Origin of the sequence: Ruficoccus amylovorans, assembly GCF_014230085.1 — a bacterium.
In the GTDB taxonomy this organism is placed as follows: Bacteria; Verrucomicrobiota; Verrucomicrobiia; order Opitutales; family Cerasicoccaceae; genus Ruficoccus; species Ruficoccus amylovorans.
Window position 1 is genome coordinate 370469 of record NZ_JACHVB010000012.1, and the last position, 14779, is coordinate 385247.

Annotated in this window: 9 protein-coding genes; 7 read left to right on the forward strand and 2 right to left on the reverse strand. The window is 62.6% G+C overall.

Annotated features, from left to right (window positions below; translation table 11 throughout):
* Window positions 1-35: 35 nt before the first annotated feature.
* The 3 genes from H5P28_RS02670 (at window position 36) to H5P28_RS02680 (ending at window position 6108) form a co-directional block, all read left to right on the forward strand.
* Window positions 36-1310: a sulfate adenylyltransferase subunit 1 gene (locus tag H5P28_RS02670; RefSeq protein ID WP_221773339.1), complete on the forward strand. Its 1275-nt coding sequence runs from the start codon at window positions 36-38 to the stop codon at window positions 1308-1310.
* Between the two features lie 113 nt (window positions 1311-1423).
* Window positions 1424-5113 carry a hydantoinase B/oxoprolinase family protein gene (locus H5P28_RS02675; RefSeq protein WP_185674149.1) on the forward strand — a complete coding sequence of 1230 codons (3690 nt, stop codon included), beginning with the start codon at window positions 1424-1426 and terminating at the stop codon, window positions 5111-5113.
* A 47-nt stretch (window positions 5114-5160) separates the two neighbouring features.
* A complete protein-coding gene (locus H5P28_RS02680; RefSeq protein WP_185674150.1) occupies window positions 5161-6108 on the forward strand; it encodes a histone deacetylase family protein in 948 nt (315 codons plus the stop codon).
* A 26-nt stretch (window positions 6109-6134) separates the two neighbouring features.
* Here H5P28_RS02680 and H5P28_RS02685 read toward each other — a convergent pair whose 3' ends face one another.
* A complete protein-coding gene (locus tag H5P28_RS02685) occupies window positions 6135-6911 on the reverse strand; it encodes a sugar phosphate isomerase/epimerase family protein (protein WP_185674151.1) in 777 nt (258 codons plus the stop codon).
* A 182-nt stretch (window positions 6912-7093) separates the two neighbouring features.
* Here H5P28_RS02685 and H5P28_RS02690 point away from each other — a divergent pair, with 182 nt between their 5' ends.
* A complete protein-coding gene (locus H5P28_RS02690; RefSeq protein ID WP_185674152.1) occupies window positions 7094-9433 on the forward strand; it encodes a monovalent cation:proton antiporter family protein in 2340 nt (779 codons plus the stop codon).
* A 158-nt stretch (window positions 9434-9591) separates the two neighbouring features.
* Here H5P28_RS02690 and ppk2 read toward each other — a convergent pair whose 3' ends face one another.
* Complete coding sequence (ppk2, locus tag H5P28_RS02695; RefSeq protein ID WP_185674258.1) at window positions 9592-10473, reverse strand: polyphosphate kinase 2; 882 nt, start codon at window positions 10471-10473, stop codon at window positions 9592-9594.
* A gap of 568 nt (window positions 10474-11041) precedes the next feature.
* On the opposite strand from ppk2, the gene H5P28_RS02700 reads away from it, so the two are divergent.
* The 3 genes from H5P28_RS02700 to H5P28_RS02710 all read left to right on the forward strand — a co-directional run bounded on the left by H5P28_RS02700 (window position 11042) and on the right by H5P28_RS02710 (window position 14688).
* Entirely contained in the window at window positions 11042-11815 is a 774-nt protein-coding gene (locus H5P28_RS02700) for a hypothetical protein (protein ID WP_185674153.1), read from the forward strand.
* Window positions 11816-11870: 55 nt separating this feature from the next.
* Window positions 11871-14099, forward strand: a complete 2229-nt coding sequence (locus H5P28_RS02705; RefSeq protein WP_185674154.1) for a sodium-translocating pyrophosphatase — start codon at window positions 11871-11873, stop codon at window positions 14097-14099.
* 148 nt (window positions 14100-14247) lie between these two features.
* The gene (locus H5P28_RS02710) at window positions 14248-14688 is read left to right on the forward strand and encodes a diacylglycerol kinase (protein WP_185674155.1); all 441 of its coding nucleotides are present in this window, start codon (window positions 14248-14250) and stop codon (window positions 14686-14688) included.
* Window positions 14689-14779 lie beyond the last annotated feature (91 nt).

A 14779-nucleotide genomic window follows, 5' to 3' on the forward strand; every position in this document is an offset into this window, starting at 1 on the left:
ACACATTGTAGTTAATTTCAAATACACCTTTTCCAATGTCAGACGAACGTGGATACCTTGATATGGACCTGCTACGCTTCACCACGGCGGGCAGCGTTGACGACGGCAAGAGCACCCTCATCGGGCGCCTGCTCTACGACAGCAAGAACATCTTTGAAGACCAGCTCGAAGCGGTCGAGGCCAGCAGCCGCCAGCACGGCGATGAGCAGGTGAACCTCGCACTGCTCACCGACGGCCTGCGTGCCGAGCGCGAGCAGGGCATCACCATCGATGTGGCCTATCGCTACTTTGCCACGCCGAAGCGCAAGTTCATCATCGCCGACACGCCCGGCCACATCCAGTACACCCGCAACATGGTGACCGGCGCCTCCACGGCGAACCTCGCCATCATCCTGATCGACGCCCGCAAGGGCGTAATCGAGCAGACCTGCCGCCACGCCTTTATCGCCAGCCTGCTGCGCATCCAGCACATCACGGTCTGCGTCAACAAGATGGACCTGGTGGACTGGGACGAGAGCGTTTACAACAAGATCGTTCAGGACTTTAAAAACTTCGCCTCCCGCCTCGACAGCGTGGTTGAGGTCACCTTTATCCCGATCAGCGCACTGCTCGGCGACAACGTGGTGGACAAGTCCGAGCACATGCCCTGGTACCAGGGGCCGACACTGCTCTATCATTTGGAGACGGTTTACATCGGCTCGGACGCGAACCACGTGGACGCGCGTTTCCCGGTACAGTGGGTCATTCGCCCGCACTCCAAGGAGTACCACGACTTCCGCGGTTACGCCGGGCGCGTGGCCGGAGGCGTCTTCAAGCCCGGCGACGAGGTGACGGTGCTGCCCTCGGGCTTTACCACCCACATCAAGGCCATCCACAGCATGGGCGAGGAGTTGGACGAGGCATTCCACCCCGAGTCGGTTACCTTCACCCTGACGGATGAGATCGACATCAGCCGGGGCGACATGCTGGTCAAGCCGAACAACCAGCCTGAGGTCGGTCAGGACATCGACGCGATGATCTGCTGGTTCTCCGACACGAAGAAGCTCGCCGGGCGGGGCAAGTACGTGCTGCGCCACACGACCAGGGAGGTCAAAGCCATCGTCAAGGATATCCTCTACAAGGTGAACATCAACACCCTGCACAAGATCGAGGACGACATTGAGTTCAGTCTGAACGACATCGGGCGTATCCGCCTGCGTACGTCGAATCCGCTCTTTTACGACGGTTACAAGCGCAACCGCCAGACCGGCAGCTTCATCCTCATCGACGAGTTTACCAACGAAACCGTCGCCGCCGGGATGATCCTCTAGCCACTGACAGGCCGCTCTGAGGTGAAACACACACCTTCCGGCATAGCCGGGAATTTTATCCTAATCGCGCCCCGTACTTGCACGTACGGGGCGCGTTCGTTTGAATACCCCGCATGTGGCAGATCGGCGCAGACACAGGCGGGACGTTCACGGACCTGATCGGGCTCGACCCGGCGGGCAAACCCTGCCGCGCAAAGGTACTCTCGAGCGGTTGCCTGCGGGCGCGAGTTGTGAGAACGCAGGGGAGACAACTCGTGCTGGAGGGACTTCCCGGTCTGGTAGACGGCGTGCTGGCGGGGTTTCGCCTGCGGCGTGCCGGAGAGAGGGACGAAGGCGTTGTAGTTGTTTCCCATGACAATGAAGGCGTGCGTCTGGAGGTGGCGCCGGAGGGGCTTGAGGCCGGAATGCTGGTCGAGCTGTTTACCGGCGAGGAAGCACCCGTGGTGGGTGCCCGCGTCATGACGGGCACACCGGGGGCGAGGCCGCTTCCCCCGATCGCTCTGCGGCTGGGAACCACGCGCGGGACAAACGCCCTGCTGGAGCGGCGCGGGGCGCGCACGCTTTTTGTCGTGACGGAGGGCTTTGCCGACCTGCTGGCCATCGGCGATCAGCGCCGCCCGGACCTTTTCGCGTTGAACATCGTGCGCCCGCGCCCGCTTTACGATCATGTGATCGAGGTCAAGGAACGCCTTCGCGCGGACGGTTCCGTGCTGCTGGCGCTCGAAGGCGGCGACCAGCTCCGGCAACGCCTCCGTCGCGCGCGAAAGGACGGCTGTGAAGCGGCGGCGGTTGCGCTGCTGCACAGTTACCAAAATCCGGGGCACGAGGAGACGCTCGGACGGATGTTGCGGGAGGAAGGTTTTGGCACGGTGTCGCTCTCGTCGGAGCTGGCCCCGTTTATCAAGCTTGTTCCCCGGGCGCAGACCGCGGTGACAGACGCCTATCTGGGGCCGGTCATGGAGGCATACCTGGACCGTGTCGAGGAGGCAGTCCCCGCTGGCCGCCTGCACGTCATGACCAGCGCGGGCGGTCTGGTTGGACGCGGGCAGTTCCGCCCGAAGGACAGCCTGCTGAGCGGCCCTGCCGGGGGCGTGGTCGGGGCAGCCTCCATTGGCCGCCGGGCGGGTTTTTCCAAAATCATCGCCTTTGACATGGGCGGGACGAGCACGGATGTTTCGCGCTTTGATGGCGAGTTTTCCTACCGCGATGTGCAGCGCGTGGGGGACTCGCAGATCGTGGCTCCCGCGCTGAGCATCGAGACCGTGGCCGCCGGAGGCGGGTCCATCTGCGGGTACGATGGGAGGTCGCTTTTTGTCGGTCCGCAGAGCGCTGGGGCTTCGCCCGGGCCGGCCTGCTACGGGGCGGGCGGCCCGTTAACCCTGACCGATGTCAACCTGCTGGCCGGTCGGCTCGATCCGGAGCACTTCGGCATCCCGGTTAACCCGGAGGCTGCCGAAACGCGTCTGGCCGAAATCATCGCGGCCACCGGCAGCGAACGCGAAACTCTACTGCGGGGCTTTCTCGACATCGCCAACGAGCGCATGGCGGACGCGATCCGGGCGATCTCCGTGCGCGAGGGGTACGACCCGGCGCAGTACGCGCTGGTGGCCTTCGGCGGGGCGGGTGGGCTGCACGCCTGCCCGGTGGCGGAAAATCTCGGCATCCGCACCGTACTCTTTCCCCGCGACGCGGGCCTGCTCAGCGCCTACGGCCTGCGTAACGCCCGCATGGAGCGCATCTGCGAGCGGCAGGTCTTGCGCGAACTGGAGGATGCGGAAGGTGAACTGGCCGCGCTTTTCGAGGAGCTGGCGACGGAGGGTTTTTCCCTGCTTGAAGCCGAGGGGCTTCGCGCCGCGCAGTGCGAAGTGCGGCAACGCGTGGCCCTGCTGAGGCTGTCGGGGCAGGAGTCTCCGCTGGAGGTGGAGTGGGAGTCGGGGGTGTCGCTGGCGGACGCTTTTGCCCGGCGCTACCGGCAGGTGTTCGGCTACTGGGAGTCCGGCGGGAGCGTCGAGGTGGTCAAGCTCCGCGTGGTTGTCGCGGCGACAGGCCCTAGGGCCGAGGAAGAGGGGTTCGCCGCTGCGGAGGTACAGGCAGCGGAAAAGCCTCGCGTGCTGGCGGACGAAACGGCGACGCTCGTGGTGGACCCGGGCTGGGCGTTGAGCCGCGGGAGCGCGGGCACCTTTCGTCTCGACAGAGTCGGGGGCCGAGAGGGCGGTATGTATTCGAAAACGGATACGGGAGAGATCGATGAACTGGTGGGACGGGAACTTTTTACCAACCGTTTCCGCCGCGTCGTCGAGGAGATGGGCATGCAGCTCCAGCGCACGGCGGTTTCCACCAATGTCAAGGAGCGGCTCGACTACTCCTGCGCTCTGCTCGACGCCCGTGGAGAACTGATCGCTAACGCCCCGCACATCCCGGTCCACCTCGGGGCGCTGGGGCTGTGCGTGCGGCGGGTGGCGCAGGTGCTCGATTTCCGGCCCGGTGATGTGGTGGTGACCAATCACCCCGGCTTCGGCGGTTCGCACCTGCCGGATGTTACGGTGATTACGCCGGTGCATGACGAAGGCGGCAGTCTGATCGGCTATGTGGCCAGCCGTGCCCATCACGCCGAAATCGGCGGCAAGCGCCCCGGCTCGATGCCGGTCGATGCCACTACGCTGGCAGAGGAAGGTGTGGTGATCGCGCCCAGACACCTGATAAGGGCGGGCGATTCGCGTTTTGCCGAACTGGAGCAGCTATTGGGAGACGGCGCATGGCCAAGCCGGAATGTTTTACAAAATCTCGCGGACATTCGCGCCCAGGTGGCGGCGAACCACCGGGGGGCGCAGACCCTGCTGACGCTGGCCCGGGAATTCGGGACCGGGGCGGTGGCGGCGCAGATGGAGGGCCTGAAGGCGTTTTCCGAATCGACCTTGAGCCGGGTGTTGCGCGACCGTGTTTTCCGCCCCTTATCGGCCCGGCAGGGCCTGGACGACGGGGCGGTGATTACTGTTCGTATTTCGGCGGAAAGCAACGGGCGGATATGTATTGATTTTTCTGATACATCGGATGTTCATCCCGGAAATCTCAACGCCACTCCCGCCATCGTGAACAGCGCCCTGATCTATGTCCTGAGACTGCTGGTGCGGGAGGACATCCCGCTGAACGACGGCCTGCTGGCGGGGTTGGATATCCGGCTGCCGAAGGGGATGCTCAACCCGGTCTTTGATGACGACCCTGCGCGTGCCCCGGCGGTCATGGGCGGAAATGTCGAGGTGAGCCAGCGGTTGGTCGATACGCTGCTGCTCGCGCTCGGGGAGGTCGCATGCAGCCAGGGCACGATGAACAACCTGGTCTTCGGTGACGAGAGCCGCAGCTACTACGAGACCATCGGTGGGGGCGCGGGGGCCGGAAACGGCTTTGCAGGTGCGAGCGGGGTGCACGTTCACATGACAAACACAGCCATCACCGACCCCGAGCTTTTCGAGTGGCGCTACCCGGTGCGCCTCTGGCGCTTCGGCTTGCGGGCAGGCTCCGGTGGGGCGGGGCAGTGGCCGGGTGGAGACGGGCTGGTGCGCGAGATCGAGTTTCTGGAGCCGCTTTCGGTCTCACTGCTTACCCAGCGGCGAACCAGTGGCCCCGAAGGGCTGGCGGGCGGAAACCCCGGCGAACCGGGGAGGCAGACGCTGGTTTCGCCGGACGGCGACGCGCGTGTACTCGCGCCGAGCGACCAGTTTGACGCGGCCCCCGGCCAGCGTTTGCGGATCGAAACGCCGGGCGGAGGTGGCTTTGGCGCAGCCGGAACCGTTACTGACGGTTAAGGCGTCTCAGGACTTGGCAGGCAGGAGCTTTTTGTTATCTTCTTTTTATGGCGAGGACAGCGCTTTTTCAGCACCCGGATTTCGTGCACCACGAGACGGGGCCCGATCACCCGGAATGCCTGGAGCGCTACCGGGCGATTATTGATGCGCTGGAAAACTCCTCACTCCAGTCGGAACTGCAATGGCATTTGGCCGAACCAGCGACGCTGGAGCAACTGGAAGCGAACCACGACCGCGACTATATCCGGCATGTCGAGGAGGCTTGTCTCGCGGGCACGGGGCAGTTCGACAAAGGGGAAACGCGCGTATCTCACGAGTCCTTTCAGGTGGCGCGACTGGCGGCAGGGGCGGCGGTCGGCGCGGTTGACGCGGTGCTGGCCGGGGCGTGCGACAACGCTTTTTGCGCGCTGCGGCCACCCGGACACCACGCCGAGCGGGCCAAGGCGATGGGCTTTTGCCTGTTTAACAATGTCGCTATCGCCGCCCGGCACGCGCGCAAGGCGCACGGGCTGGACCGGGTATTTATCCTCGACTGGGATATCCATCACGGCAATGGCACGCAGCACAGCTTTTACGATGACGGGCAGGTGTTTTTTTGCAGCCTGCACCAGTACCCGTTTTATCCGGGCACGGGCAACGCGGATGAGCAAGGCATCGGTGCGGGTAAAGGCACGACGCTAAACCTGCCCCTGCCGCCCCGGACCAAGGGGGATACCTATCAAAACCTGCTGGCTGGTCCTGTGGCTGACGCGGTGGCGGGCTTCCGTCCGGACCTGTTGCTGGTGTCGGCGGGCTTCGATGCGCACCGTGACGATCCGATGGCGCACATGGACCTGACCGAAGAGGACTTCGGGGCGATGACGCGGACGGCGCGCGCGCTGGCAGATGAACACTGCGGCGGGCGGCTGGTCAGTGTATTGGAAGGCGGATACGAACACAAAGCCCTGGCCGCTTCGGTCAAGGCCCACCTGCGGTCCTTACTGGCTGTGGAGTAAATAGCCGCGGAGGGGGGCAGTTGCGCTTAATTCGCGGTCAGCCATTCCCGGAGGGTGGCGGCATCGGTCAGGAGTTGCTGGGGGTCGTCGCCGAGGACGAACTCCAGCAGGCAGTAGCGCTCCTTGTCTTCGCTGCGGGCGAGGTTGAGATAAGAAACCCAGTTCTCGCGCCCTTCGGCCAGCGGGTGGCGGATGATTTTATCCGCCGGTTTTGTCCATTGGAAAACGTGGAGGTTGAGCAGGCGCGGAAGTACGTGGCGCAGGGCGGTTTCGTTGTTCTCGCGGGTCTCGCCGTTAATGGGCTGCCAGAGTGTGTAAAGGTTGGGGTGGGCGGCTTCGGCCAGCAGACGAGTGGCGGAGGCATCGCAATCGGTCAGCGTGTTGGCGTGGTATTCGAGCGCGACTTTGACATTGGCGGCGGCGGCGGCTTCGGCGCAGCGGAGGGCGTCGGCGGTGACGGCCTTGCGCTGGTCCTCGAAGGTTTCCTCGGACGCGGTATTCCCGGCCCAGACGCGAATGGAGGGCGCCCCGAGGGCGACGGCGGTCTCCAGAACGCGGTCGAAGCTCAGGCCCTCTTTTTCCGAGACGCCGAGCCGGTAGTAGGAGCCGTAACAGGCGGTGCGCAGCCCGGCCTCGGTGGTCTGGAGGGCGACTTCGCGGGCGCGTGCGATGTCGCCGTGGGGGGAGTGGATGTCGCCTCCCCATTCGATAGCCTGCAGGCCAGCCTTGGCGGCAAGCTCGAGCACCTCGACCGGTGCGAGTTGGCGGAAACTGACGGAAACGAGTCCAGGGATAAATGGCATCGGGCCATCTTCGGCAAGTTCGTCCGGCTGGCAAATCAGAAACGGCCTGTGCCTGGCTCCAGGTCATTTTTAAGGGCCCCGGAGGAGAAAATTCCGTTGCAGGCAAAGCCATATCGGCCCAATTTTTGCTAAAGGCGGGAGCATCACTCTCCTGACTGTCAAACTCTCACTTTTTCTGCGGCTTGAACCACGGTAGTCTTATCAACGATCTGGCCATCGTGCTGATCTGTGCGGCGAGTGTCTCGCTGATCTTTCAACGCATCAAGCTGCCGGTGTTTCTCGGCTATCTGGTCAGCGGGTTTCTCATCAGCCCGAATCTGTGGGAAGAGTCGCCCATCCACGACCTGGCCACAGTCAACGAACTGAGTGAACTCGGCGTGGTCTTCCTCATGTTCTACATCGGGCTGGAGTTCGACTTGCGGCGATTGCGGCGGGTGATGGGGCCGGCCGTGCTGGCGGTGACGCTCCAGACCGTGGTGCTGCTTTTTCTTGGGGCGCAAATCGCGCCCCTGCTGGGGTGGACGCCGGTGCAGGGGATTTTTCTCGGTTCGCTGCTGGCGATCAGTTCGTCGATGGTGACGGTGGCCGTGCTTCGCGACCTGGGGCGGCTGGACAAGCCGCATGCCCAGCTAGCTGTGGGGGTGCTCATCCTGGAAGACATTCTTGCGGTGACGCTTCTGGTCGTGCTTTCGGGGGTGGCCGTGTCCGGGGCGGTCAGCTTCTTCGCTGTGGGCAAGATCACATTCTTCATCGCGGTATTCGTGGTGGTGACCTACTACGTGGGCAAGCTCGCCGCCCCGCATTTCCTGAACATCCTCAACCGTGTGGGCAGCATCGAGCTGATCACGCTCTCGGTCGTAGCGCTGATGCTCGGGGTCAGCGTCATTGCGATGGAATTGCAATTCTCGGAGGCGCTTGGGGCGTTTCTGGCCGGGTCGATTCTGTCGCAGACCCCGCTGGCCCACCGGATCGAGAATGCGACCGAGCCGCTGCGAAATATCTTTTGCGCGGTGTTCTTCGTTGCGATCGGAATGCTGATCGAGCCGCACCTGCTGCTGACGAACTGGGAGCTGATTCTCGGCTTGAGCGTCCTCGTCGTCCTGATCAAGACGATCACGGTCTGGGTGGGATTCTTCCTCGCCGGGCAGAACCCCGACACGTCGTTTCGCGCCGCCGTGGCCAAAGCCCAGATCGGGGAGTTCAGCTTTATCATCGCCGCGATGGGACAAAAGACCGGGGTGACCGGCGACGGCCTGGTGGCGGTGGCGGTCGGAGTTTCCCTGCTGAGCACCCTCATGGCGCTCGGGCTCACGGTCGAGTCGGATGTGATTTACAAAAAAGTGTCCACCCGCATGCCGCGCGGGCTGGTCACACTGGGTCGCTTTTACCGTAACTTCTACGACGACGTGCACCAGCATATCGGGCGGAACTACTTCCTCAAGCTGGCCAAGCGACCGGCCTTGCAGATTTTGTTCACCTTTTTGCTGCTGAACGGGATCATCCTGCTGGCCTATATGATTTCGCGCTACATCAGCACCCATGATAATTTCGCCAGCACCCGGATTTGGGCCGTGCCGGTGACCTGGTGGGCCGCCGCGCTGCTGTGCTTGCCCGGTATCTCGTCGATCCTGCGCAACCTCAATGTCATGATCATGCTGCTGACGGATGCGCTGTTTTCTAATTCGGTGGAGCGGCAGTACTTTCACGGGCGGTTGCGTAACATCATGAACGCGTTCCTGCTGGCCGTCCTGATCGTGCTGCTGGGCGGACTTTACCTGTCCGTCACCGCGCAGTACCTGCCCGGCGGGCTGGCACTGGTCGGGTTCTTTGTTCTGATCGTGGTGGCCGGGGTGATTTTCTGGAAGCGCATTGTGAATATCCAGAGCCGTCTGGAACTGCTCTTCATGGAGAGCTTCAACAAGCGGGCGGAGACCGAGGAGCCGCAGCGTCGCCAGAAGACGCTGGAGGAAATCAAGCGCCAGTACCCCTGGCCGGTGTCGATCCGCGACGTGCTGGTCAAAGCGAACGCCGCCGCCTGCGGCAAGCGCATCAGCGACCTCGACCTGCGCCGCCAGACCCGGGCCTCGATCATAGCGCTCGGGCGGGCCGGGCAGGTCCAGTACGACCCGGGCCCAGGCACGGTGATTTTTCCGCTCGACCACCTCTACCTCTTCGGGAGCGAAGAGGAGACACGCCTGGCCACCGAACTGCTCCAGAGCGAACGCAGCGAACCGGCCGAGGCCAACGGTACGCCGACTTTCACCATCGAGACGATCTACCTCGACCGCGATTCGGAGATCGCGGACAAGACGCTCGCCGGGTCCAACTTGCGCAAGGTTTACGGTGTGACCGTGCTGGGTATTCAGCGGGGGCAGAAGCGGATCACCGGCCCGCTGCCGGACGAAATCCTGCGCCCCGGCGACGTGCTCTACGTGATCGGCAACAGCGAGGGCATCCGCCGCTTTCAAGAGCACCACCACGCCGCTTCCGAATCACTCGAAATTGCCCCTACCGCCGGGTAGGGAAAGCGTGCGTGCTCCATTTTGCGATGCCGCTTTCAAACAGATTTGATAAGGGGCGGGGCTTAACGGGAAGGTCGGAAAGAACGCCAAGTCAGTTCGGAGGCGCAGCCTTCCTCACGTCCCATGCTTCCTGTTAAATAAAAAGGAATCAGGACCGGCTATTCGTAGTACTCGGGCACCTTCATTTGCGTGGGGACGGGGTGGCGGTGGTAGTCTTCGTGGTGAACGCGCTTGGGAAGTTTGATCTCGTCGCGCTCGACCGGCTTGTAGGGGATCTGGTCGAGCAGGTGGTGGATGCAGTTAAGGCGGGCGCGCTTTTTGTCATTGCCCTCGACGACGTGCCACGGGGCGTAGGGGAAACTCGTGCGCTCGAATGTCTCTTCCTTGGCCTTGGTGTAGTCCTCCCAGCGCACGCGCGACTGGAGGTCCATCGGGCTGAGTTTCCATTGCTTGAGCGGGTCGTGAATGCGGCACTGGAAGCGGAACTCCTGCTCCTCGTCGGTGATGGAGAACCAGTACTTGATCAGCCGGACGCCGGAGTTGACCAGCATCTGCTCGAACATCGGCACGTCGTGGAAAAATTGCTCCACCTGCTCCTCGTTGCAGAAATTCATCACACGCTCGACGCCGGAGCGGTTGTACCAACTGCGGTCGAAGAGCACGATCTCGCCCCCGGCGGGCAGGTGCGGCACGTAGCGCTGGAAGTACCACTGGCTTTTTTCGCGTTCGGAAGGGGCGGGCAGGGCAGTCACCCGGCAGACGCGGGGGTTGAGCCGCTGGGTGATGCGCTTGATCACGCCGCCCTTGCCGGCGGCGTCACGGCCCTCGAAGATGACAGCGATCTTGGCCCCGGTTTCAACGACCCAGTCCTGCATCTGCACCAGCTCGATCTGGAGCCGCCGCAGTTCCTGAAAGTAAAAGCGCCGGAAGCTCAGGCGCGCTTTGGGGTCCACCTGCGGACGCAGCCCGGCCTTGACCCCGATGTGCTCCTCAAAGATGTCCTCCAGGTCGTGCTCGATCTCCTCGACCAGGTCATCCATGATCTCCTCGTGGAGACTTTCGTAGGCCGAGCGTTTGCCTTTACTCAGCAGTTTCTTGAGCTGCTTCTTGCTTTTGCGATCAAGGATTTTTTCGCGCTCTGTGTCCACGTTCGCGGGTGCGGGGGTCACCTTGGACGCGCTTTCGTCGGCAGTCACGTTTTCGGCGATGGTTTCGACTTTGGCGGGCTTGAGGAGGCGGGCGGCTTTTTTCGGTTTTAGAGGACTGGTCCGTGCCTTGGACGAAGGGGCGCGGGCGGTGGTTTTGCCGGGTTTGCCGGTGAGTTTCGACTTGGAGGTGGACGCAGAGGGAGAGGTTTTTTCCGGAGAGGATTTGCGCATGGGTATCGGGGATTGAGGTTGACGCCAATAAAACGCCGCCAAGCCCTTTCGTCAAAGCTGTGTTTATGACAAACAGGTTACAATACTAGGCCGTGCTGTTTTTGTGCCGTTATGTCACTGAAGGGTAACTTAAGCACCGGTTTAAGAGTTCATTAGCTGGAGTATTATAGCTAATAAAGGTCTTGCCTTTGTTAAGCTTAGCTAATTTTGTGATCATGGACTAAGAGTTATGCAAACGTTCTTATACCTATCGCTCATCCCCGAGTCGCTGATAGCCTCGATGCTTCCCCCGGAGCAGTTCGGCGCTTATTACGCGACCGGGACACAAAAACGCAGCCGCGGCCGCGCGCTCTTCTTCGAAGTAAAGCGCGACTTCGCCTCGGATTACCTCAAGCTGGACCAGATCGAAAAGCGCTGCGTCCCGCACGAGGACGGGCGTCCGCGTAAATCGAGCTACCTGTCGATTTATCGGGTGCTTGAGCACGTGCCGCTGGAGGCGCTGGGCAAGCTCTACCTCATCACCGATGATGGCAAGATGCTCGCGCTGGAGCCCCAGGAGTACGCGGTAAAGGACGAAGACCCGGTGCACCTCTACCAGGAAATCTGCCCGTTGCGCCCGCGCGTGGCCAGCACCCTGAACCCGTCGGCCTTTTGCCAGCGGATCACGGACCGCAACGAACCGGTCTCTGTGGATAAGATCGTCTTCTGCGAACTGGCCCTCGACGGCCTCGCTCAAGACCCGGCCGAAGCCAAGGCCGACAACCTGCCTTACCCGAACATCGCCCACCTGCGCGACTGCCTGCTGGCGGTCAAGAACGACCCGACGAAGAAGACCAAGACGGTGGTACGCTCAATGCCGGGCGACCTCATGTACCGCACGATCAAACATGGCTTCTTCGTGGGCGGCGGCGGCAAGATGCTCTACTACCCGATGCCGGGCATGGACCAGCTCCAGCGCGAGTACTACGAGTGGTGGCGCTCCGCCGAGTCCTCCATGGGCTAGTATCAGATCGGCTTCTTACGATCCAGTATAGAAAAATCTTATCCACACTTTAGTTATGCATTCCATACATCCGTTATTCTGGTGTGTGCCGGTCGGCTCGGTGGTCGCCCTGGCATTCGCCTGGTATTTCTTCCGCCAGATGATGGCCGAAGACGAAGGCACCGAGACGATGCGCAAGATCGCCGCGCATGTGCGGGCTGGCGCCTACGCCTACCTGCGTCAGCAGTACAAGGTCGTCGGCATCGTCTTCATCGTCATTACGCTGGTCTTCATGTTCCTGGCCTACGGCCTGAAGCTGCAAAACCCCTGGGTGCCGTTCGCGTTCCTGACGGGGGGCTTCTTCTCCGGGCTGGCCGGGTTCTTCGGCATGAAGACCGCCACCTACGCCAGCGCCCGTGCGGCCAACGCCGCCAAGGACTCCCTCGATCACGGACTGCGGGTCGCCTTCCGCTCTGGCGCGGTCATGGGGCTTGTCGTGGTCGGCCTGGGTCTGTTGGACATTTCCATCTGGTTCCTGGTGCTCTCGCACTTCTATCCGATTGGCGAGGCCGAAGGCCACAACCTGATCATCATCACGACCACGATGCTGACCTTCGGAATGGGGGCCTCGCTGCAGGCGCTCTTCGCCCGTGTGGGCGGCGGTATCTTCACCAAAGCCGCTGACGTTGGTGCTGACCTTGTAGGCAAGGTTGAGGCGGGCATCCCCGAGGACGACCCCCGCAACCCGGCCACCATCGCCGACAACGTTGGTGACAACGTCGGCGACGTTGCCGGGATGGGTGCGGACCTGTACGAGAGCTATTGCGGCTCGATTCTGGCTACGGCCTCGCTCGGTGCGGCCGCCTTCCTCGGCGCAGGCACGGACGTGCAGATGAAGGCCGTCATCGCCCCGATGCTGATCGGTGCGTTTGGCACGCTGCTTTCTATTCTGGGGATATTCAGCGTTCGCGTACAAAAGGGCGCGGACAGCAAGGCCCTGCTCGGCGCACTTGGCAAGGGTATCAACGTCAGCTCGGCGCTGATTATCGTCTTCTCGGCCCTCGTGCTGTACTTCCTGAAAATCCCCAACTGGTACGGGATCTGGGGTGCGATCGTGGTCGGCCTGATCACGGGTATCGTTATTGGCCGCGCCACCGAGTACTACACCTCGCAGGCTTACCGCCCGACGCAGCGCATCGCCGAACAGGCCAAAACTGGCCCGGCGACGGTCATTATCGCGGGAATGGGCGAGGGGATGCTCTCGGTTGCCTACCCGGTGCTGGCGGTCTGCGTTGGCACGACGCTGGCCTACCTGCTGGCCACGGGCTTTACGTTTGACTCGGACACCATGTCACAGGGGCTGTATGGGATCGGCATCGCCGCGGTCGGCATGCTCTCGACGCTCGGCATCACCCTGGCCACGGACGCCTACGGCCCCATCGCCGACAATGCCGGCGGTAACGCCGAAATGAGCGGCCTGGACCCCGAAGTGCGCCGCCGCACGGACATGCTCGACTCGTTGGGCAACACCACCGCCGCCACCGGCAAGGGCTTTGCTATCGGCTCGGCCGCGCTGACCGCGCTCGCGCTGCTGGCCTCCTACATCGAGGAACTGAAGATCGGCATCAACCGCGTCATGGCGCAGTTGGGCGAGTTCACCTTCCCGGACAAGACGGTCGTGCACTCGGCCAACGAGGTGACCAACCTGAGTCTCTTCGACATGATGAATGTCTTCGAGGTCAACCTGATGAACCCGAAGGTGATCATCGGGCTGTTCCTGGGCTGCATGATGGCCTTCCTCTTCTGCGGGCTGACCATGAATGCCGTGGGCCGCGCCGCCTCCCAGATGGTGGACGAGGTTCGCCGCCAGTTCAAGGAGATACCCGGTATCCTCGAAAGCAAGGCCGAGCCGGATTACGCCCGTTGCGTGACCATCTCGACTTTCGCCGCTCAGAAGGAAATGCTCTTCCCCGCGCTCACGGCTGTGATCGTGCCGGTGCTGGTCGGGATCGTCTTCGGTGTGCCGGGTGTGCTCGGCCTGCTCGGTGGCGCGCTCGCGGGCGGTTTTGCCCTGGCGGTCTTCATGGCCAACAGCGGCGGTGCCTGGGATAACGCCAAGAAGTACATCGAAGAAGGCCACCACGGCGGCAAGGGCTCCGAAGCCCACAAAGCGTCCGTCATCGGTGATACCGTGGGCGACCCCTTCAAGGACACCTCCGGCCCGAGCCTCAACATCCTGATCAAGCTGATGAGCATGGTCTCCATCGTGGTGGCGGGCGTCACCGTCAGCTTCAGCCTGCTTTAAGATTAACCAATACCGCCCCGCGTGCGCCGGAGCCGATCCGGCGGCGCAGGGTGGGGTGGTGTTTGTTACAAGCTGGTGACGAACGCCTTATAAGTTTGCCTTAACGGAAAGCCGCGATTTACGTCGCGGCTTTCCTTTGGGGAAATTTATGTTGCAGGAACGCCAGCCGGAACCCGCCGCCCGCGCCGTCGAGGACACTGTCCGCCAGGACAAGTCCACCGGTGGCCTGCGGCGCATCTATAACGCCCTGCGCTACTCGCTGCAGGGGATCGGCGCCGCCGTCAAGCAGGAGTCAGCCTTTCGGCAGGAGATGATTCTGTGCGCGGTCCTCGTACCGGTGGCCGCGCTGCTGCCGGTTGGCCTGCTGGGAAAGGCGCTCATGCTCGGTAGCCTGTTTCTGGTGCTCATCACCGAGCTCCTCAACTCCGCCATCGAGTGGACCGTGGATTACGTGAGCCAGGAGACACACCCCTTTGCCCGCCGGGCCAAGGACATGGGGAGCGCCGCCGTCTTTTTCTCCCTCGTCAACGTCCTTGTCGTCTGGGTGCTCGTCATCGCGCAGGCCTGGCAGGATGGCATGTTCGGGTGAGTGTGATTGGTTCAGCCGGTGAGCAAAAAAAACGCGCCCCGGAGTGAGGCGCGTTTGGGACTCGGCTTTTTGATGAAAAACCGGACACCCG